Here is a 22,108-nt window from a genome sequence, read left to right as displayed (position 1 = left end):
TTCGTTATGTCGATTACAGGATTTCTGCTTTTGTTATTGATTGCCGCAATTTGCGGGGGCATTGGCCAAAGTATTGCCGGCTATTCACTGGGAGGCTGCCTGGTCTCTATTGTTGTGGGACTCATCGGAGCTTTTATCGGGAAATGGCTTGCTGCCCAGCTGGGATTGCAGCATGTGATTGAAATTATGGGTATTCCCGTTATCTGGGCTTCTCTTGGATCAGCGTTATTCGCCATAGCTATTGGGCTAATCACACGAGGACGCCGCGTTTAAGCTGAACTTTCCCAAAAGATATATAAAGACTCCTCAGTCAAAAGAGGTGCGAAAGAACTATGGCAGAACTAACGTCACTGTATACACGCATATCCATAGACCAGAATAGCCTTAAATATTTTCTGGCGGGCAGTATACCCCCTGTTTCTCATTATGATGATTGGATTCCTTGGTTAGAAGGGCAACATTATTATGGGAATCTTTCTGCCGAAGAAGTGTTGGATATCGACTATCCAGATCTTACCGTAGGTCAATATTTAGAAAGGTGGTTGGAGGATTCCTCATTTCCAGGTAACGGTCGTATCGGTTATAACAAAGAGGGAAGTGAATGGGAGTTATCGCTGCTTCAATTTTCAGAAAATTACTCAGACTATGTGGCTATGCTAAATGTACTACGGTCAATCGACCGCTACCTTGGGTCCGAAGATGAAGGCTTCATCATGATTTATGATTTTTTCTTCGGAGATAAAGAGAGTAATACTGTGATTGAAATAAAGAATAGTGAAAGTATTATTCTTCCTGAAGTACCCGAAAGATACTTACAGGTAACACATGAAAGCCTTCAGGGTCGGATTACATTAACAGAATGATTCGGTTTTGTGAGTCAAAACCAGGATGTATTTACTCGGGTGCAGAGAAGTCCTGGTTATATGGATTGTTATCAAAGCCGGGGTTAACCTCCACGAAACCGTGACTGGTGGCATTATGGCAAGCGTTACAGGCATCAACCATATCGATGGTATTTTGTCGAACCCTGTCCCACTCTTTATTGGCAAGGGCCGTTTCAATGGGCTCGATGGTAGGGTCGAGCATTAAGCGCATAAATCGGGCAATATCATATCCCTCATAACCCGGAATGTTCTGTTTAATACCGTCGGCTGCCGCACGTATTTCATGGAAATAGAAGGTGGCAAGTTCATGGTTCTGGGCATCCACGGCCAGTGCATATTTGTGTGTATAATACTGAAGTTGTCCCATGGCATCCGCCAGTTCAGGGACATCCTCCATGGCCCGCTGGGTGGGCGGCGGTTGAGATTCTTGGGACTGATTTTGCTCCTGACCAGCATTGCAGTGAACCAGTAAAATGGACGCGGTTAAGAGGCCCAGGATGCCAAAAATACTTGCTGTATCCTTCCGAAATATCGGCATGACGCTAAATTTCTTTTCTTTTTATTTAAAATGAATTTAAAGTATAGCGAAAAAAGAATACAATTGTGAAGCACAGCCTATCTAAGGGTTGCTCTTCGAGTATAGCGATGGATGCGGTTCCCTAAAAAAGTCGGGCTACTCCGATGTTAATCAACAAGGTCGGCTGGTCTATACGGGCGGCAAAATCGACACGAAAAAGTCCAAGGATACCATTGAGCGATGCGCCCGCTTCCCAGTGCGTGCCATTTGTTCCATGGAGAGCATAACCGTCCATCGATTGTTGAGGAATGGTATCAGGTCCCCATGTTTTGGCGGCTCCCGCAAATAGAATTAAGCCGATATCCCGATCTACAAGAGGCTTTAAGCCAATTGCCTCGAAAGGAATGGTCCGAAAATTATGCTCCGCATGGAAGGCTACATACTGTTCGCCTTCGTATGGACGTCCACGGGCGGCCCGCAAAATTCCATAGGGGCCCAGCGGACCAATGGCTCCGTCAATAATGCCCAACTTTTGATAGGGGAGGTCGCCACTGAAGGTACCTGCTTTGACTCCTACATCCAGGGTGTTGGGCAGAAGGCGTCGTTTATAGAAGGTGGAGAATGACCAGGCGAGCCGTGTTTCGTAGCGGCTAAAGTTAAAGTCGCTGCCAAGGGCATCGGAGGAGTGCTCAACCTCAAAGCGGATATATTTCTGGCCGGTGACTCCAAAATTGTAGGCTTCATCCAGGTTGTAACCGGTAACGAAGTTTAGGGCATTTAGGCGGCCTTCATTGATAGCGGGATTAAATCGATAGTTGCCGTTACGCCCGAGCAGATCGTAAGCGGTTGTGGTGGGAAGCGACTGATGCTCTTCACTGTTAAATCCTATTTCGAAGGCCAGTTCTTTGCCCGGCAGTTCCCATTTGGAAAAGGCCCGGTATCCTTCTGACCGGTAGTAGTCAAAATAACCCGTGTTCCCCAACAGGTTGGGGATGATCGTAAAATAGGGGCTGTAGATGTGAGAGGTATAGCGCGTGGAGGTTCGGGCGCTGTACTGCCATCCCACGGTTGACTCTAAAGGTCCTTCTTGCAACCATTCAACTGAAAGTCCTCCGCCGTAACTCCACTGCTCATAGCCGGTACTGTAGCCCCCGTTACCCCGCAGGATGAGGCGGTCAAGCGGTTCGACCTTATATTTTAATCCCAGGAAAAGTTCATCTACGCGGTTATAGCGGCCATCCGGCGTGATGGAGCCCGGAATGTATTTAAACGGACGAAATCCGTTACCGGAACTGGAATCTTTTTCTTCTTCCTCTTCGTCATCATCGATATAACGAGCCAGGAATCCACTCGGTTTAAACGCTTTTTCCAGTGTGGCCGTACTGTCGAGGGTGGCGTAGGCTTCTTCCTCATCCTCAGAGAGTGGGACCGTGCTGGCTTGCCGGGCAATAAGGGAATCGGACTGCACGGTCAGGCTGTCAATACTAAAGGTATCATCCTGTTGATATAACGAGTCGGGCAGGTCGGTATTTACCTGGTAGTTCGTAATCCGTGAAAGTTGCTTAAAGTTAATACGAGGAAAGTTGAGACCGATGAGTGAAATTTTAAGATCCCCGGTGATGCGCATGTCGATCGGCAGCCAGTAGTCCTGTCCAAAGTTGTTAAACTGCTGTTGATAAGAGGTGGCGAATGATTTAACGGGACGCGGAAAAGTAACTACCTCATTGGGTTTGAGATCGACTTCCAGCAGGGCATACTCATCATCCAACACAAAAGCGGTACCCTTGAACAGCGGCTGCAGCTTTCGGGCCGGGATGACTTTAATTTTATATACGGTCTGCTCATCGATGGAGGTTTGGTCTACCAGTTCGAAATCGTAATAATCCAGGGCATCGGGATGGGTGATACCGACCACATCGAAGCCGGCGATATCCACATTGTCATCATAGAGGTTTGGGAGGTAGCTGACGCCCGCAAAGTTATCGGAAGCCTCAATGTTGGCGGTCTGGCGTTTCGATTTCAGCACTTCTCGGTGGCCTTCTTCTTTATGCCAGTATACCTGTGAGGCCGATTCGGTAATAGAGACAATGCTGGTATCGTTGGCCAGCGTCTGCCGGGTGTATGCTTCGGCGCTGTAGGTATCCAGCTGTTGACGCCACTGCTGCTTCCGTCGGATGACCTCGCGCATAATCCGCATGCCCGGATCCTCATCCGTGACGGTGATGGCCTCCATTTCGGTGACCGAAGGCATAAGGGCAATATCTTGTTGTGTGGCACTGCTTGCTGTAATCGTGATGCTTCGCGTCTGGTAGCCGATGTACCGCAGCTGGATGGTGGCCGGCAGGAGGGTGTCAGGGATAACAAGGGAATAGTTCCCGTTTTCGTTAGAGATAGTCCCTCGATAGGTGTTTTCAATAGAAATATTGGCTGACGGCAGCGTTTCGCCGGTTTTGGCATCGGTGAGTGTTCCCCGGATAACCTTCTGGGCAAATACAGAGGTCGTTATCAGGCATAAGATACTACACAGGATTATTCTTGTTAATTGCTGGGGCATGACAAGTTAGTTTTGCAAAGGCCTCATTGTGAATAATTTTTGAATCAGGGGTAGTATACCCAAATTTCACTCTCAATGTTACGTTCGAGAGATATCGACTTTAATATTTCAGTATACTTCCAATCGGGGTCCGGGGAATTGCGGGAAAAACGGGGAAAGAGTTGAAATTGTTTCAGAGCATAAGATGATAGGGATATTTTAGACAGAACAATATCTACAATTCCCCGGCGACTTTTTTGGTGCGTTTTTTTGTCGTTAAAAAAATGCACGTACAAATAGCTGATGTCAAAATAAATCCAAATAAAACAATGCTGCCAGTATTAATAAAAAACACCCCTCCCGCCTAACGGCGTACTCCTCTCAAGGGGAGATTATTTCCATTCCTTATATCGAGTTTACATAATTTACAAGGTTCTATCTGTAACCTGATACCTGCACCCTAAAATCTGATTCTATTATTTAGGGGGGCAGAGCCCCAAATTTTTACCTTTGCCATTATTTCAGGGACAGTCGCAGCAGGTAGTCATCCGCCGTAATGTAAAGCACCTTCCCGTCATTGCCGATGGTACAGTTGGAAGTCGGCCGGTCTATGTTGATAATACCCAATACCTTCGCTTCAGGGCTGATCACCCATACGCCGCCGGGACCGGTGGAATAGATATTACCCTCGGTATCCACATCCATGCCGTCGGGACCGCCCGGCTGGTCCACAACTTTTTGGGGATCCAGAAAGACACGCCCGTTGGAGGTCGAGCCGTCCTCGGCTACGTCAAAAGCCAGCCAGATGGGTTCTTCCCGGCCCGAATTACCGACATACAAAGTCTTCTCATCCGGGGAAAGGGCCACGCCGTTGGGGCGATACAGCTCGTCGGTGACCAGCTCAATATCGCCGGAAGGGGAAAGGCGGTATACGCCCTGGAAATCCAGCTCCTGGGCCGGGTCGTTGCCCCGCTGCTCAAAACCGTAGGGTGGATCCGTAAAATAGATACTGCCGTTGCTGTGCTGCACCAGGTCGTTGGGCGTATTGATTCGTTTGTTGTTAAAACGGTCCGCCAGCGTCACAAAATTAGGTTTTGGATCTGTAAGCGGAGCATCCATACGGACGATGCGGCGGTCGCCGTGTTGGGCCATGAGTAGAGAGCCATCATTCCCGATAATGAGTCCGTTAGAGCCCAATTCGCCACCCCGTTCTTCAGTGCCCGTATAGCCAGCCGGCTTCAGGTACTCGGTAACGCCTTCGCCTTCTTTCCACTTGTGGATTACATTGTTGGGGATATCCGAAAATAGCAGGAATTGATGCTCTTCGACCCATACCGGACCTTCGGACCATTCATAGCCTTCGCCGATTACTTCCGGACGCGCATTGACATCCAGCAGTTCGCTAAGTTCCGGCTCCATCTGCTGGATGCTTCCGATCATCTTAGGTTCCGGGGCCTTCTCCTGTTCCTCAGATTCCAGGAGTTCCGATGTCTGGGCACAGCCCATTATTAAGCTTAGCGTAAGGAGTAGTAAAAGTGATCGCATCATAGATCGTCGGTCGTTGGTTTAATTATATATAATCCCTGTTCAAACAAAAACATAGTACTGCTTTTTTTGATCCATTGCCAATAGGGTAGGGTTCGGAGGCGGATGTTCTGTCCCGCACCAGGTATCCGGCATCGGGCATCTGGAAAAAGCACTTCCAAAATTTTGGGAATATGTCTATTCTTGATATGCTTTACCAAAGCAGCTTGGCTTTTTCCTTTCTTGCCCCCATAGTTCAAGTGGATAGAACGGAGGCCTCCTAAGCTTCAAATCCTGGTTCGACTCCGGGTGGGGGTACAGTAATATTCATAAGTATTTGTTTTTATTTATCTTATAAATATGGGTGCTAACTATAGTGCTAACATTCATCAATTAGCTTATCATTATTTAGTACATAGTCTAATTGTGCCTCCCTTATAAATCTATATTTCTTGTCTGGCTGGAAAAATTAAACTACAGCTTGGTCTTACTTAGCCCTTACAATATAGATTTGAAAAATAATCCACTTCAGGAGACGGGATATTGAGCTCGGACAATTCAATATTGTGAGTAGGCAGATGACCCATGAAAACATACTTATATTTTAAAAGTTTGTTTGATACCTTCATCACATAACTTTTTCAGACTTTACCATATAACTATAAATGGCAACACAAACAAAATACCGCTTCTCTTTTACCGGTGCTAGTGCTATGATACCTGAATTTATTAAAGTAGCACAACTCGTTGTGGAAGGTGCTCAAGTTGATGAGCTTGACGATAAAACTATGGGTAGAGAAAAGCTTGAGACCAATCGTCGCCAATTCCGGGAGTTGAAACATAGAATTAAAAACCTTACGCTTCATCAAATAGAAATTTTGGCCACGGGGAATATAGAAGAACAAAAACAGATTACCCATTTAGCTCTATGCAAGACTTACGGTATATACAAAGACTTTGTCACTGAAGTAATAGCTGAAAAAGTACAGGTATTTGATTATTCACTGACAGATCTTGATTACAATACCTTTATTAGTAGTAAAAAGATAGATCATCCGGAGTTAGAGGATAGTGCCCCAACCACCCAGAAAAAGGTAAAGCAGGTAATATTCAGGATGCTTAAACAGGTTGGCTTATTGAACTCAGTTTCAGAGGCTGTAATCCAAACACCTATGTTACATTCAGGGGTTGAGCAGGCTGTCATATCTGAAGATCCCAACTTGTTAACATATTTCTTGTATGACCAGAATCGCATTGATGAATTAGTATGATTGAAGAGCAGCTACATAAAAAGTTTGACCACATTTTTGAGGTGATTTCGACACCTACTTTTTTGTCCATGGAAGCATTGGGGGGAGAAGTGCCCTTTTGGATATCCACTTATAATCCAACGCAAGAAACGGATGTAAATACAGAGATCCATAATCTGACGAAGAGACTTAAGAACAATGGAATCAACCCCTGTGTAATCAACTTGTTTGAATTATCAATTAAGCTTGTTGAAAAGCATATCGGGCTGGAAAAAATGTTGATGGTGGAAAAGAGGAAGAGCAAAAAGAAGTTTAAGAAAGCTCTTCAATCAACCATCAACATACACGAGCGTTTAATACCGGCTATTAGAGAACAGGTTGAATCAAAAGATCATGATCTGCTTATGATTCACGGCGTAGGGGCTACCTTCCCATTTATTCGTTCTCATACGGTACTAAACAATTTACAGAGTTCGGTAAAAGACATTCCAACACTTATGTTTTTTCCAGGAGTATTTAATGGGGAATCACTTGAGCTTTTTGGGCTGCTAAAAGACGACAATTACTACAGAGCTTTTAATATCGACGATTATAAACTTTGACTATGGAACTTAAACAACTATTCGCAGACGACTTTGCTCGGCCAATAGAAACGGTCATCAAGGCTGATGATAAATCTCATATTCTGCAAGAGGTAGAAGAGTACGTTATAACCAATGAAATCTCCTTGAAACTGGCGGATTTCTTTGAGCAGTATAATAATTATGAGGGTGCTAACGGGGTCTGGATCTCGGGTTTCTTTGGAAGTGGTAAATCACACCTACTGAAGATCTTAAGTTACGTACTTGAAGACCGCACGGTTAATGGTACGCACCTTGGTGAACTGTTTGCTAATAAAGTAGAGGGTGATGCCAAACTTAAAGGAGATATATTAAACGGGACCCGGATCCCATCTGAAAGTATCCTTTTCAATATTGACCAGCAGGCTCAAATCACTTCCAAGGAAGATGATAACGCTATACTGCAAGTCTTTTATAAGGTGCTCTACGAGCATCAAGGCTTCTATGGGTTTCAACCCCATGTTGCTGAATTTGAGCGGTGGTTAAGTAAAGAAGGAAACTATGAGGCTTTTAAGGAGGGCTTCGAAAATGAGTTTGGTAAACCCTGGGAAGATGCTCGGAATGACTATGTAGATCCCATGATTGAAGATGCCATTGCAGAGGTATGTGGTGATATTTATGATGCGGATCCATCCAAGTACCAAGGCATTCTGGACAAATTCGAAGATACCCGAAAGTATTCCATTGAGGACTTTGCCCATAAGGTCGATGAGTATTTACAGAAGAAGCCGGATGACTTTCGCTTGAACTTCTATGTAGATGAAGTGGGCCAGTATATTGCAGATAACACCAAGCTGATGCTGAACCTGCAAACAATAGCAGAGTCATTGGCTACGAAGTGTGATGGTCGTTCGTGGATTGTAGTGACCTCACAGGAGGATCTCGAAAGCGTGGTTGGGGATGAATCGGCTACACAATCTGACGACTTTTCGAAGATTCAGGGACGGTTTAAAATTCGTTTGCCGCTGACTTCTGCAAATGTGGATGAAGTCATTGAGAAACGGCTACTAGCTAAAGGGTCAGAAGGGGAGTCTCAACTTTCAAGCGTCTGGCAGAAAGAAAAAGATAATCTGGCCACCCTCTTGTCATTCTCTGAAGCGGGGGTCCAGTTTAAGAACTATGAAGATGAAGAAGAGTTTATTGCGAAATACCCCTTCATACCATACCAGTTTGATCTGTTTCAGCAGTCCATAAAAACCCTTGCCAAGCATAACGCATTCCAGGGGAAGCATGCTTCTGTAGGTGAGCGGTCCATGCTGGGTGTATTCCAAGAGGTGCTTAAAGATATTGATGGCTTTGATGAGCGTAGCTTAATCAGTTTTGATCAGCTCTTTGAAGGGCTTAGAGCCACCATGCGGACAGAGATACAGAACTCTATTATCTTGGCCGAGCGGCAATTGTCTAATCGCCCCTTGGCGGTTCGTATCCTTAAAGCGCTCTTCTTAGTGAAGTATTATGACAGCTTTAAAACGACGATTCGTAATATATTGGTACTCACATTGAATCACCTCAATGTGAATCCGAATACCCATGAGGAAGAGGTGAAAGAAGCCCTGAGCCTGCTGGAGCAACAAAATTATATTGAGCGTAAGGGCGGGGATACCTATGAATTCATGACCGATATCGAGAAGGATATCAAACAGGATATCAAGAATACAGAGATCAACTCCTCAGATGTAACGGACCTCTTTAGCAGTCTTCTCTTTGATGGTACGATTAAAGAAACCCGTCTGCAGTTTCAGGATAACAAGCAGTATTACGAATATACTCGCAAGGTGGATGGGACCCTCTACGGAAGAGAGAAGGAGCTTACCGTTGAGTTGGTTACGCCCAATAGTGAGAACTACGATAACGAAAGCTACTTCCAGGGACTTTCTATGGGCAATCAGACCCATATGCTGATGAAGTTGGCCCCGGATGATCGCATTGTAAAAGAAGCGCGTCTTTATCTGCAGACCGAAAAATATATCAAACAGAATCAGGCTACTTCTAATAAGGACCGGGTAAAGCAGATCCTCTTTGAACAGGGTCAGCAAAACCAAGAGCGTAAACGGGAAATGCTGGATACCCTGAATGAAATGCTAGCCCAATCGACAGTTTATCTGAATGGGACTGAGCACCAGGTATCCTCAACCAGCGATGGGAAGACCAAAGTGATTTATGCGTTTCAGGATCTGGTGAAGTTGGCATACAGCAAGCTCAAAATGCTCGGGGATACGACCTTTGATGAAAGCAGGCTAAAAAGCATTATGAAAGGTCGGCAGGATGATCTGTTTGGAGAAGATGAAGCATCTATGACTCCGCCGGAAAATGAGGTTATGAACTTTATTCAGCGCCGGAAGAAAATGAATGAACGCACGACGCTAACCAATCTGAAAGAACAATTTTCCCAGAAACCTTATGGTTGGCCTGATTTTGCGATCTGGTGTATGGTGGCCATGCTGTTTAAGCGTGGGAAAATTATTGCAAAACAGGATTCCAATATCATTGAGGATTCCGAGTTTGAAAGTGCGTTGATGAACAATCGAAGCCATGCCAATACCCTGGTCTATCCACAGATTGAATTTGATCAAGGGCAGGTGCGCAGGCTTAAAAAGATCCACCAAGATCTGTTTAACGAATCCAATCCACATAATGAAGCTAAGGATGCTGCTACTTTATTTAAGGAGAAGGCCATAGATGAGCTGGAGACAGTAAGTAACCTCATCGCTCAAAAGCAGAGCTATCCGTTTGTGGAACAGCTACAACCGATGGCCGATAAGCTGCGCAAGATTAAAGAGATGGACTATGCGACGCTGATTACAGAAATCGGATCCATGGAGGATGACCTGTTAGATATCAAGCAGGACAACCTTGATCCGATTAAGCAGTTCATGAACAGCGGACAGAAAGAGATTTACGATCGGCTCAATCAGTTTGATTCCTACAATCAGGCGAATTTCGATTATGTAGATGCCCACGAGAAAGAAGTACTCAGGAAAGCCAAAGAAGACTCAACACCGTATCGTGGGACCACCATGCGGGAAGCCAAGGAGGCGATGGATACCCTGGAGGAACGGGTGAAGCTGGAGCTCAAGGGCGAAAAGGATGCGACTATTGAACGGTATGAAGAAGCCATTGAGGATCTGAAAAGCCGGGACGAGTTTTCTGAACTTTCCAACGCGCAAAAAGAAGAGGTCATGGGGCCACTGCAACAGGAGTTGAAGAAAGCTAAAAACGAACGCTTTATCGGGAACCTGCGGGACCAGCGTAGTCGCCTTAGCAATCATTTATATACGGATCAGCTCAACTTGATGATCGAACTGGCCCAGCCGGAAGAGGATGATGAACCAAAGCGCATGTTCATCAAGCAATCTAACCTCCATCCTTCCTTTCCTAAGAAGGAATTGGAAACCGAAGAGGATGTGGATGACTACCTGAAAGAGCTACGCAAATCAATGATCGATCACATTAATAAGAATCACAATATACTGTTGGACTAAGTTTCATCTATGGACACTAAGAAACTCAAAAAATTTGCACAAGAGACACGCCGTAAACTGCTTAAACAAGTTGAAGCGAAATTAGATCATGTATTAGAGGGGGATACCAGTGAATTACGTGCAAAAGCCTCTATCATTGAGGATCTCAAAAAAGACTTGGGCCAGTATGGCCGTAAGCAATTAATTGACAAAATGGCCTATACCTGGTTTAACCGCTTTGTAGCCCTGCGCTATATGGATGCCAATGGATTTCAGCCATTCCAACTGTCGGTTCTTACACCGGAGAATGGACAGGTAAGTCCAGAGCTGTTGCAGGAAGCCATGGGCGGACATATTCCAGGAGAGCTGAAGGTCGATCAACAGCAGGTCATGGATATCCTGGATGGGCGCACGAGTACCAGTAATCCGGAAAATGAAGCTTACCGGCTGTTATTGATTGGGGCCTGTAACCATCTCCATGAGATTTTTCCATTTCTGTTTGAGCCTATTGATGACTATACCGAGTTACTTTTACCGGATGATCTGATTAGTGAGTTTTCCATCATTCGTGATGTGGTAGAAGGCATGTCTGCCGAAGATTGCCAGCAGGTTGAGGTGTTAGGTTGGCTGTATCAATACTATATCTCGGAGAAAAACTCAGAGCTGATTAGCGCAAAGAAAAAGTACAAGCCTGAAGAAATAGGTCCGGCTACCCAACTGTTTACGCCCCGGTGGATCGTGGAGTATATGACGGACAACACCTTGGGCCAATACTGGCTTGAGATGCATCCTTCCTCATCGTTGAAGGATAAAATGGACTTCTATATTAAACCTCCATCTCCGGAACAGATCCCTGAAAGAGATACCAAGAAAATTGAAGAGATTACGTTTCTGGATCCCTGTGCAGGGTCGGGTCACATTTTGTCTTATGCTTTTGATCTTTTCTACAGCATGTATGAAGAAGAAGGATATCCCCCTTCCGAAATTCCAGAACTGATTATTAAAAATAACCTTTACGGCTTAGAAATCGATGAACGGGCTGCGCAGCTTGCTTCACTCAGTCTTATGTTTAAAGCCCGGGAATATCAGCGACGCTTCTTTTCTAAAGGTGTGGTACCGAATATTGTTCACATAACATCCTTTGAGGATGATGAGAAATTAGAAAGTGCGGATTCGTTAGGCTCTCTTATTAATATAACCGAGGAAGAAGCGGACGACTTAGAGATTCGGGAGGGTACGATATTTGAAGAACAGGATAGTCATCGGGCAAAGATTTATGACCACTTAAGTAGAAAGTATGACTTAGTGGTTACCAATCCTCCTTATGTTGGTGGTAAAAGAATGAATAAAACTTTGAAGAACTTTCTGGAAAACAACTATTCAGAAACAAAATCTGACCTATTTGCTACTTTCATTGTCCGATGCTTAGAACTTGCAAAGGAAGAAGGTCTTACTGGTTACATGTCTCCTTTTGTATGGATGTTTATATCAAGCTATGAAGATCTTCGTACGAAGATCATTGATAATCACTGCATAAATAGTTTGATACAACTAGAGTATTCAGGATTTGACGGGGCGACAGTTCCTGTATGTACTTTTACGATCAGAAAAGAACAACTTAAAAATAATGAAGGAAATTTCATCCGATTAAGTGATTTTAAAGGCGCAAAAAATCAGCCCCTAAAAACACTTGAGGCTATAAATAATCCTGATTGTTATTGGTTCCATGTTGCAGACCAAGAGAATTTTGAGAAGATACCTGGAAGACCTATTGGGTATTGGGTAACTGAAAAAGTCTTTGACTTATTTGAAACCTACCCTCCATTATCAGAGGTAACTACTTCAAGAAATGGAATGACTACTGGGAAAAATGCTCGTTTCTTACGGAAATGGTATGAGGTAAATGACTCAGCAATAAATCTTACTAGGTCTGATATTAATTCAGATAACAATATGGATCGCGAATGGGTGCCTTATAATAAGGGAGGTAAGTTTAGAAAATGGTATGGCAATATTATTGATGTTTTAAACTGGACTGACAATGGAGCCATTATAAAAAATTATGAAAATTCTATAACTAGAAATACATCATACTACTTTAAGGAAGGGATTACATGGACATTACTCAGCTCCTCGTTCTTTGGAGTTAGAATACTAGAAAATGGAGCTGCTTTCGATGTGAATGGAATGTCGATGTTTTTAGAAGATGATGAGTACTCAAAAGAGTACATATTAGGTTTTATGTGTTCAAAATTGGCGCATGAGTTTTTAAAAACAATAAATCCTACTTTGGCTTTTCAAGTTGGGGATATTAATAGGTTGCCTTTTAAATATTCTGAAAATCACTCTGTTGATATTATCAGTCTTGTAAATTCGTGTATATCAATAGCAAAATCAGACTGGTATTCAAACGAGACTACATGGGGTTTTAAACAAAATGAATTAATTCGAATAAAACGTGAACAACCTGTTGAGGTTGATATTGAAGAAACACTCGATCTTTATACGCAATATTGGTCTAATAGATTTAAGAAACTTCACGGTAGAGAAGAACAACTCAATCGGCAATTCATTGAGATATATGGTTTAAATGGTGAAATCAGTCCTGAAATACCTTTGAAGGAAATCACCATTCAGCAAAGTGAAACAAAAATAAAAGATGGGACTCTGTCTTTTAAACCAAAAGAAGTCTTAGCCCAATTTGTCAGCTATGCCGTTGGCTGCATGTTTGGCCGATACTCCTTAGACAAAGAGGGGCTCATTTTAGCCAACCAGGGAGAGACGTTAGAGGATTATCTAAATAAGGTGGAGAAGTCCAAAGACGAAGTGACCTACCTGTCTGATGATGACAATATCATTCCCGTCCTCGACGACGAATGGTTTGAAGATGATATCGTGTCCCGGTTCCATCAATTTCTGAAAGCCAGTTTTGGCGAGGAAAATTTCCAAAAGAACCTGGCATTTGTGGAAGAAAATATCAAACAAGGAGATATTCGCAAATATTTTGATAGAAGCTTTTATAGAGATCACTACAAGCGGTACAGCAAGCGTCCCATTTATTGGAAGTTCACTTCTCCCAAGGGACATTTTAGCGTGCTTGTGTATATGCATCGCTATACCCCTGATACCCTCAACAATATTTTAAACAACTATCTGCGGGAGTTTATCGAAAAACTTGAGACCCGAAAGGAACGAATGAAACACCAAGAGCAGTCAGGGTCTACCGGTGAAAAAGCAAGTGCCACCAAAGAGATTGACAAGCTCAATGAGATGATCAAAGACTGCAAAACCTACGAGCGGGAGATCCTTTATCCCCTGGCTTCCGAACGTATCGAGATGGATCTGGATGATGGGGTATTGGTGAACTATAACTTATTCGGTCAGGCCGTAGAAGAGATTAGAAGCGTCAACGATAAAAAGAAGAAAAAGAAAGTAGCAGACTTTGATTGGGTAGACGGGAGTAGGGTACGGTGATCTTTATGTATTTAATATTCCAAAATAAAGATGCTGGATTCTTTGAATGGCTAATCATTTCAGCGCAAACTTATTTTAGTGACTTAAGTTCTGATACGGTTTTCTCAGTCCTTGTATCAATAGGAATCTTCTCTCTTGGGTGGTTTCTAACTGTTTTTTATGAGTATAGAAAGGAACAAAAAAGATTAAAACAAAGGGGAAATTATCTAATTGGGGCACTTGATGAGACCTTAAAATCAATAGAAAAGCAGGCTGAAGAATTTGAAGAGCTCTCAAAACAACTAAAAGATATTAGTAAACGAAATTATGTTTTCAATAAAGTTACGGAAATGAGCTTTGCGTTTTATAGTCAGAATATAATTGAAGATGTTCATAAAATATTGGAGAAGCATGAACCAAAAAGCTTTGAAATAATCAAAAAATTGAGTGGAGCCGTAAATGGTATTAATAGCCAAATGGAACATGCTATTATTAATCACAACAATTTTAGTACTAATGCATATAGGAATGAATTGTCTTGGGTAGAGTCGACAGACAAAATCTTTCGTTTTTATGACGAACTATTAGGAAAGGTTGAGGAAGATGAAAGCAAGAAAGATGATTTCTTCACAGCATTTGATGCAATTCTTTTAAAATGGGTGAATAACCGGGATGATGCTGATACTACAAAGACATACAAGGAACTAATCCTCCCATTAAAAGAACTTAGCTTAAAAAGTATTCCTCATAAAGAAGCGAGAAAAGTTTTGCCTTATCTTCATCAAGCAACATATACCTATGAAAATCTTATCGCAAATAGAGAAAAGTATAGTGATATCTTTGGGAATGATGCTATTCAAATAAGGGATAATAAGAAGAAAATTGAGTTAACAATATCAATTATCAACGATAATTTGGAATCATTTAGATGGATTAAGAAATATTTCAATAAAGCTGATGCTAAAGTTGAACTTCTTGAGGGGAATAGTTCTTCCAATAATGATTAACAGATGGGAAAAATAATGTAACCAAATATTGGATCTATGAATATTTACTTCTCAGACTTTTTTAACATTGACCCTGGAGTATTAGAAGGCTATGGGGCTTTTAATATTTCACTGATCAACGATTTGCCTTTATTCATAGATCCATTTCTGTTATTTGGTAGTGAAAAAGAAGAGTACCAAAAGCTTCATGATAGCATTCTGAAATATATCGCTTTTCTAAAATCAAAATCAGAAGCAGAGAATATCAATAAAGCTAAAATTAAATCTTGGTATAAATTTTCAGAAGTCAAACAAAATTGGTTTGGCTATAGCAAAGTTGGTAACAGTGGTAGCGGTTTGGGGATGAAATTTGGTAAGGCCTTTTCTCAAAACATAGAGGCTCTATTTGATGATTTAGGTAAAGAAACAATTACCGAATCCTCTCATTTAGAAAAAGCAACATTGTTTGAAATTGGTGTAGGAAAAGATAATATCAGTGATTTTACTACCAATTTGATTAAAGAGTTTTTATTGGAATATACTCAGAACTTTGCCCTTGCTAATCTTAATGATAACCAAACCGAAAAGCTAAAAATTGAGCGAGTATATTTTGATTATCAACTTGAAAGGTGGATGCCCAAAACCTTTACTCTACCATTTATTTTTGGTGATTATATTTTATTGACACCCAAAGACATTCTAACTAAGGATGAGAATTGGATTAATAACCATGATCTTAAAGGGGATTTTAGTAGGGTTTGTAATAGCATTCCGAATGACCAACTTAGAAGTGAAGTAGTAAATTATTTTAAAAAAGAACTACCAAAACCTAAAAAAGGGAGAACAAATACCAGTAAAGAAGTTTCAGAAGCCATTCATGCAACCATAAGAAAATATCCTGACTTGATTGATTATTACATTGCCCATAAGGAGGAACAAGGAGAGATGGCAAAAAGTATTTCTGAGAAAAAAGTGGAGTTGGTGAAGTCTGCATTTATTGACAATGTAAAAGAGATAGTTTCTTTGCTTCAGGAAGAAACTAATTTTTATGAAATCCCACCGATTTCATCATATGATGAAGCATTGAATCGTATTAAATACCTAAAACATGTCATTGAAAATAATGATGGATATAAACTCTTCTATATTGACGGAAAACCAATAAAACGAGAATCAGACTTACAAGTTATCTATCGACTTACATGGTTTGCAAGTGACTTTGATGTGAATAGAGAGCCCAATAATGGCCGTGGGCCGGTTGACTATGCAATATCAAAAGGGGCAGGGGACAAAACGCTGATTGAATTCAAGTTAGCTAAAAATACAAAGTTAAAGCAAAACTTGGCAAAGCAGGTTGAGGTGTATAAAAAAGCAAATGCTACAAATAAGTCAATTAAAGTGATTTTATATTTTGATGGCAAAGAGCTTAAGAGAGTTCAAAAAATTATTAATGATCTTAGTTTAGGTGGCAAGGAGAATATCATCCTCATTGATGCTGGCAGAAAACCTTCTGCATCAAACGTAACTTTATTTGAAAATTGAGCTAAATACTACATTTAAAATTAAAGAAATCAAATGGATAGAAGGAAGTAGGATACAATGATTGATAAAGAACAATTACATAATATGGTGGAGGGCGGCGAAAATGACCGTGTAGAATTTAAAGAATGTAGTGACAGTATTCCCTCCTCCGCCTATGAAACCGTGGCCAGTTTTTCCAACACCAATGGAGGTACTATTCTTCTGGGGATAGATGATGCTGGAGAAATTATGGGTATCAACGAAGATGACGAGCTCAAATTAAAAAGTGATTTTGTAACTGCCCTTAACTCTCCAGATTGTATTGAACCACCTGTATATGTACAGCCACAAACGATTGATACCGACCAGGGAAAGGTCATAGCAGTTACCATACCCAACAGTTCTCAGGTACATAAGCATGCAGGGAAAGTTTATCTGCGGGATGTAGAAAGTGATACCGATATAACAAATAATCAGCAGCGATTATCAGATCTCTATCAAAAAAAGCGGACTGCCTTTACCGAAACGAAGATTTACCCTGAGCTAACGTTTGAAGATCTGGATTCTTCGCTGTTTGATAAAGCCCGAAAACTGATTCGAGCGAATCAAAGTGATCATCCCTGGATTGTCTTGGATGATAAAGAGCTTCTGGAAGCCTCCATTCTTTATAAGAAAGATTTTACTACCGGTCAGGAAGGACTTACCCTTGCCGCTGCCCTAATTTTTGGTAAAGACCAAACTATTCAGAGTCTGTTACCAGCTTATAAGGTAGAGGCCATGGTTCGACGAGAAAACCTGGATCGTTGGGATGATCGAATTACGCTACGGACAAACCTAATCGATACTTACCAGCAGCTTAAAGAATTTGTGTATAAGCACCTCTCTCAGAAATTCCACATGGAGGGTGATCAACGCATCGATCTGCGGGATGTCATCTTTCGTGAGGTAATTGGCAATGCTGTTGTGCACCGGGAATATACGAGTGCTCTTTCTACTAACCTGATTATAGGTAGAAATGAAGTGACGATTACGAATCCCAACAAAGCCCTGTTCCATGGTCCTATCGATCCATCAAGCTTTAATCCCCATCCCAAAAACCCTAATATCCGTAAATTCTTTACTTCTTTTGGGTGGACAGACGAAATAGGATCGGGTATTCGCAACACTACGAAGTGGCTACCCCGGTATGTCCCTAATGCCAAGCCACTGTTTATTGAGGATGACGTTTTCAAAACTATTATTCCGTTAGAAGTTGCCCACCTTGGTACTTATGTGAACAAATGGATAACCTTGTTGGATCTCCCTGAAGAACTTTCTCAACATATAGAGGAAGGACTAGAAGAAGTACTGCTTCCTTCGGACCTTATAGGTGCTTCATGGAACGAGGTTCTTCTATACTTGGTACCAAGCTGGCATAAAAAAGGTACCAAGCTAGAACGCCTTGATTGGCCTGATAAGCAGTTTTATAAAGAGGAAGATATTAAAGAGGTACCAAGCTGGACTACAAATGGTACCAAGCTACTGCATAAGAAAGTCATGTATCTAATCCAGATACTAACTCTAACTTCTACCCCTATTTCTTTGGATGATATGATGTCTGCTATTGGATATAAGAATAGGGCTACCTTTCGGGGAAACTATCTGGATCCCTTGGAAAACGTAGAATTTGTGACAAAGACGATACCCGATAAGCCTCAGTCTCCCGATCAGAAATATGTGATTACGGAAAAAGGGAAACTGTTTCTTGGAGGACATAACTTAGTATCAGAATGAATAAGATAGGAACTCCGTAGAAAGAGGATCATATGAGTCAAGAGAAAGCAATAGGCATTATCAAATGGTTTAATCGAGAGAAAAAGTTTGGTCTTATTGGAGCACCCAATAAGGAAGATTATTTTCTATATTATACTAATGCAGTTGATCCCCAAACAGCATTTAAAAAGGGTATGGTTGTTCATTTTGAGAAGGGATACGACGAAAAGAGGGATAAAAAAATGGCATATAAAGTAACGCCATTAGATACGGATCAATATAATAGTATTATTACCCTTCTGAGTAAAGATTCGACCATAATAATAAAAGGGAACCGAAGGAAGACAAGGTACGGAGGAAAAAGAAGTCTGGATGTTTTTACCCAAGCTTTAAAATTATTTTTCCGGAAAAAATCGAAAGAAGAAATTCATCATTTAATTTTAAAGAACCTTCAATTTGCTAAGAATAACCATACTGATTTAATATCGCCTTTTTGTACAAAGGTAAATGATCTAATTAGAAAATATACTCTTTTTGACAAGGATGAAATCCTTGAGATTTTTAAACAGATAGAAAAAGATGTTGATACAGAAACATCAGTAATACTTTGGAAAGAGGGATTTTATGATATAAGGAAAGAAAGGAGTCAGAAAATGCGAAGCTGGAGTGAACTTGATTGGCTACGCCCAAGACAAGATTTTCCATTCAAACAAAAACATCTGATTCAATATGCTCATCTACTTTCTTTAAAGAATCTTTTGAAATTCAATGATTATAACTTTGATGATCAAACTCTGATAAGGATAGTTGAAAAGAAATACGAAAGTAATGGGATTCCAAAGGAAGATCTACTTGGCTTGGTGAAAGTCTTTGAAACATTTGATCATCTTAAAGAGGAAATATTTAGCAAAATCGAACATGATTTTGATGATGAGCTTTTTTTTGAAGCATGGGTAACTAAAAGTGTTCAAATAGATTTTGCTAATAAAACTATTTCAAGGGTTTATTCCGGTGATTATAAAATAAATAAATCCATATTATATAAGTTTTCTGAAAGACTGACTATAAGCGAAATTAAGAGAATCTCAAGACTTTATAATGATTCTGATCGAATATTAGTGACTGTCATATCCGACAATCTTAGTAAAAATGGGAGTTTACAGGTCCCTAAAGAGAAATATTATGCTATACAGCAGATTAAGGATGAGGAACAAAAAAGAAAGGTGCAGGAAATATTTATTGATTGCTGTTTAGAAGATTCAGCAGAATTTTTACTTGAGAATGCCTCAGAATCATTTCTCACTTCATGTTTACAGATAATTGACCTTCACAATAAACTCAAGCGAAAGAAATACCTCTCCTTTTTTGAACAAGCTTTAGAAGAAATTGAACCCAGCCTAGCAGTTAAGAATGGACTTCCTGTCTTTGAGAGATTAGAAGAGGACAAGCGTTTAAACTACTTTAGAAAGTATGCGAAAGAGTTAAGTGACAAAGAAAAATTAATACTTTTAAAGAAATGGCCAAATGCAGAAGTTCAAAATATTACGATCCAAAACTGGGAGTTTGATAGTAATAATTCTACAAAAGAACTAGTTAAAATTATTCCATTTGAAATCCTAAATGCTCATGAAAATTTTAAAGAAGCTTTCCTTAGATATTTTGATGACTTTTTAAGTTTAACTACAAATGAGTCTAAACGGTTATTTAAAGTTGCCTCTGGGTTTAACGATTCTACTACTTCAATTTTAGAAATCCTCTCAAAAGAAGGCTTTGAAATTGGAAACAAGCCAAATGCTGAAGTTACACCTAAAATGTATAAGGTGTTAGAAGAGCATTATGGTTATACTCTTGATCAAGAGAGAAGCCTTTTAAAAGTAGAAGAACTATACAATTTAGTTCCATTCGATTTTCTTAAAAAGGAATTACTTCATCGTATTCCTCCTGCTAAGATTTATAAGTATAAATCATTAATTGAACATCTAAGTGAAACCGAAAAAAACGTCATCTTAGAAGAGCTTTTTAAAGATCCCGCTAAAATATCTATACACGATTTTTTAGATACTTTAGAAGTCTTTTCAAGTAAGAAATCAAAGTTTCCTGAGGTATTTATTTCAAATTTCATTTCAAGTTTGAATCTAAATGATTTGGATACTTTGCTTACTCAAGTTGAGAAGGTAAAATCAGTAAATGAGAAAGCATGTATTGAAGGTTTAGTACAATTGATAAAAGAGAAGAAAGAAAAACTGCCTCTCTTAAATATTATTGATAAGGTCGATTCTCCAAGAATGATCGAAAAGGCCTTAGAACACTATCAATTTGAGGAGAATGGGAAGCTATTAGAACTTCTAAAAGGGAGTTACTCTTTAAGAAGGCTTTCTGCATCATTAATGGAAAGAGTATTAGGTAATATTATAAACCAGTTTCCATATGATGTGATAAACTTTGTAGTAAAACATTATCCTGATTTAGCCGAGAGTCTCGCACACAAAATTGAGATAAATAAGGGAAACATTACGTCCACAATAACTATTATTGATGAAGAGGTTGTCGATTTTGAAGTATCTGGTGCTGAATCAGACTTCTTTATTCTTAAGAACTTTTTAAAGAATTACAACGAAAGTTCCAATATTGAGAGTTTAAATGAGCTATTAAAAAGAAAGAAATATTCAATTCAGCTTACGCTATTTAAGTATCTGATTTCCCTCCATCATAATGGGAAGCTCCCTAAGCAGTTTTTGGTTGAGATACTCAAATCAATTGATACTGTGCAACTCAGTTCATTGTTAGTAAGAAAATTCATTACAGATGAATTTAAAAATCGTAATCAACTTATGAATATAATGAATCGGGTTTTAAAAGAGCATTTCAACCTCTTAAAAAGCGAAGATTTAACCCAGGATGCATTTAATCAGATTTTCTCATTAAAAGGGCTCGTTAAAAAATGCAATAGTAGAAAAAAAGTTCGTGGAGCTGAATTATGGCAGCGGAAAAATATTTCGAGGTATTACACAGATGGAAACCATTATATAAGTAAAGGTGCAACATTAGATATTTACTGTGAGGGGAGATTTTGGAAGGAACAACAATTTTATGACAGTGATTCAAATAAACCCACCGGTGAATCCTGTAATCTTTATTGGTGTCAGAATGATTTATGTGTGGGGGTAAATGATAATGTGGATTTGTCACTTCCTTTTAAGGAATGGACACTAAATGAATTGAATGAATTGAATGAATTGAATGAATTGTTTGATAAGCAATTAGATCGATTGGTGTTCATCTATTTAGCTGGATGGCTGAATAGAATGAACACAATTCTTGATAGGCTAAATTGCTATTCGTGCGGTGAAATTTTGCGTCCCAAAAGTTATGTCCCTAATCAACTTGGGTACTATGCGGTTCCATTATTTAATTGTGTAAATAGTAGTTGTGAAAACCATGGAAACCCTATTAGATTTACACACTGCCGCGGATGTAAGAAAATCCTGGACAGTAGAGAATGCGAAACTTGCAATAATTGTAATTGGCTAATCTGTGATAATGTGGAATGCGGCAAATGTGGTTGTGGCGCAAATCATGATCCAAAGTATGTACAGTACTAATCACG

The 22,108-nt window shown here is 40.4% G+C and carries 13 protein-coding genes and 1 tRNA gene; 11 read left to right on the top strand and 3 right to left on the bottom strand.

The window, feature by feature from the left end:
- Positions 1-6 precede the first annotated feature (6 nt).
- Positions 7-273, top strand: coding sequence for a GlsB/YeaQ/YmgE family stress response membrane protein (locus J6I44_RS00170; protein WP_265763902.1), 267 nt, complete (start codon positions 7-9; stop codon positions 271-273).
- Positions 274-332: 59 nt separating this feature from the next.
- Positions 333-863, top strand: a complete 531-nt coding sequence (locus tag J6I44_RS00165; RefSeq protein WP_265763901.1) for a hypothetical protein — start codon at positions 333-335, stop codon at positions 861-863.
- 31 nt (positions 864-894) lie between these two features.
- On the opposite strand, the gene J6I44_RS00160 is transcribed toward J6I44_RS00165, so the two are convergent.
- The 3 genes from J6I44_RS00160 to J6I44_RS00150 all read right to left on the bottom strand — a co-directional run bounded on the left by J6I44_RS00160 (position 895) and on the right by J6I44_RS00150 (position 5,482).
- Positions 895-1,422 carry a hypothetical protein gene (locus J6I44_RS00160; protein WP_265763900.1) on the bottom strand — a complete coding sequence of 176 codons (528 nt, stop codon included), beginning with the start codon at positions 1,420-1,422 and terminating at the stop codon, positions 895-897.
- Between the two features lie 121 nt (positions 1,423-1,543).
- Complete coding sequence (locus J6I44_RS00155; RefSeq protein ID WP_265763899.1) at positions 1,544-3,955, bottom strand: DUF5686 and carboxypeptidase-like regulatory domain-containing protein; 2,412 nt, start codon at positions 3,953-3,955, stop codon at positions 1,544-1,546.
- 495 nt (positions 3,956-4,450) lie between these two features.
- Entirely contained in the window at positions 4,451-5,482 is a 1,032-nt protein-coding gene (locus J6I44_RS00150) for an SMP-30/gluconolactonase/LRE family protein (protein WP_265763898.1), read from the bottom strand.
- 221 nt (positions 5,483-5,703) lie between these two features.
- On the opposite strand from J6I44_RS00150, the gene J6I44_RS00145 reads away from it, so the two are divergent.
- The 9 genes from J6I44_RS00145 (at position 5,704) to J6I44_RS00105 (ending at position 22,103) form a co-directional block, all read left to right on the top strand.
- Positions 5,704-5,776: transfer RNA gene (locus J6I44_RS00145), tRNA-Arg, on the top strand.
- A gap of 347 nt (positions 5,777-6,123) precedes the next feature.
- A complete protein-coding gene (locus tag J6I44_RS00140) occupies positions 6,124-6,729 on the top strand; it encodes a DUF1819 family protein (RefSeq protein ID WP_265763897.1) in 606 nt (201 codons plus the stop codon).
- Positions 6,726-7,310 carry a DUF1788 domain-containing protein gene (locus J6I44_RS00135; RefSeq protein ID WP_265763896.1) on the top strand — a complete coding sequence of 195 codons (585 nt, stop codon included), beginning with the start codon at positions 6,726-6,728 and terminating at the stop codon, positions 7,308-7,310. The genes J6I44_RS00140 and J6I44_RS00135 overlap by 4 nt, the downstream gene beginning before the upstream one ends.
- A gap of 2 nt (positions 7,311-7,312) precedes the next feature.
- Complete coding sequence (gene brxC, locus J6I44_RS00130; protein WP_265763895.1) at positions 7,313-10,810, top strand: BREX system P-loop protein BrxC; 3,498 nt, start codon at positions 7,313-7,315, stop codon at positions 10,808-10,810.
- Positions 10,811-10,819: 9 nt separating this feature from the next.
- A complete protein-coding gene (gene pglX, locus J6I44_RS00125; protein WP_265763894.1) occupies positions 10,820-14,263 on the top strand; it encodes a BREX-1 system adenine-specific DNA-methyltransferase PglX in 3,444 nt (1,147 codons plus the stop codon).
- 5 nt (positions 14,264-14,268) lie between these two features.
- Positions 14,269-15,249, top strand: coding sequence for a hypothetical protein (locus tag J6I44_RS00120; protein ID WP_265763893.1), 981 nt, complete (start codon positions 14,269-14,271; stop codon positions 15,247-15,249).
- Between the two features lie 36 nt (positions 15,250-15,285).
- Positions 15,286-16,770, top strand: a complete 1,485-nt coding sequence (locus tag J6I44_RS00115; RefSeq protein ID WP_265763892.1) for a DUF8370 family protein — start codon at positions 15,286-15,288, stop codon at positions 16,768-16,770.
- 57 nt (positions 16,771-16,827) lie between these two features.
- Positions 16,828-18,522, top strand: a complete 1,695-nt coding sequence (locus J6I44_RS00110; protein WP_265763891.1) for an AlbA family DNA-binding domain-containing protein — start codon at positions 16,828-16,830, stop codon at positions 18,520-18,522.
- A gap of 32 nt (positions 18,523-18,554) precedes the next feature.
- A complete protein-coding gene (locus J6I44_RS00105) occupies positions 18,555-22,103 on the top strand; it encodes a cold shock domain-containing protein (RefSeq protein WP_265763890.1) in 3,549 nt (1,182 codons plus the stop codon).
- Positions 22,104-22,108: the final 5 nt, after the last annotated feature.

This window comes from Fodinibius salsisoli, assembly GCF_026229185.1.
Lineage (GTDB): Bacteria > Bacteroidota > Rhodothermia > Balneolales > Balneolaceae > Fodinibius > Fodinibius salsisoli.
The sequence above is the reverse complement of the archived record's forward strand: the minus strand, read 5'-3'. Positions and strand labels throughout refer to the sequence as shown.

Bases quoted from the DNA above. Each gene is read 5' to 3' on its own strand.
- J6I44_RS00170 (WP_265763902.1), top strand. From the start codon at position 7: ATGTCGATTACAGGATTTCTGCTTTTGTTATTGATTGCCGCAATTTGC.
- J6I44_RS00165 (WP_265763901.1), top strand. From the start codon at position 333: ATGGCAGAACTAACGTCACTGTATACACGCATATCCATAGACCAGAAT.
- J6I44_RS00160 (WP_265763900.1), bottom strand. From the start codon at position 1,422: ATGCCGATATTTCGGAAGGATACAGCAAGTATTTTTGGCATCCTGGGC.
- J6I44_RS00155 (WP_265763899.1), bottom strand. From the start codon at position 3,955: ATGCCCCAGCAATTAACAAGAATAATCCTGTGTAGTATCTTATGCCTG.
- J6I44_RS00150 (WP_265763898.1), bottom strand. From the start codon at position 5,482: ATGATGCGATCACTTTTACTACTCCTTACGCTAAGCTTAATAATGGGC.
- J6I44_RS00140 (WP_265763897.1), top strand. From the start codon at position 6,124: ATGGCAACACAAACAAAATACCGCTTCTCTTTTACCGGTGCTAGTGCT.
- J6I44_RS00135 (WP_265763896.1), top strand. From the start codon at position 6,726: ATGATTGAAGAGCAGCTACATAAAAAGTTTGACCACATTTTTGAGGTG.
- brxC (WP_265763895.1), top strand. From the start codon at position 7,313: ATGGAACTTAAACAACTATTCGCAGACGACTTTGCTCGGCCAATAGAA.
- pglX (WP_265763894.1), top strand. From the start codon at position 10,820: ATGGACACTAAGAAACTCAAAAAATTTGCACAAGAGACACGCCGTAAA.
- J6I44_RS00120 (WP_265763893.1), top strand. From the start codon at position 14,269: ATGTATTTAATATTCCAAAATAAAGATGCTGGATTCTTTGAATGGCTA.
- J6I44_RS00115 (WP_265763892.1), top strand. From the start codon at position 15,286: ATGAATATTTACTTCTCAGACTTTTTTAACATTGACCCTGGAGTATTA.
- J6I44_RS00110 (WP_265763891.1), top strand. From the start codon at position 16,828: ATGATTGATAAAGAACAATTACATAATATGGTGGAGGGCGGCGAAAAT.
- J6I44_RS00105 (WP_265763890.1), top strand. From the start codon at position 18,555: ATGAGTCAAGAGAAAGCAATAGGCATTATCAAATGGTTTAATCGAGAG.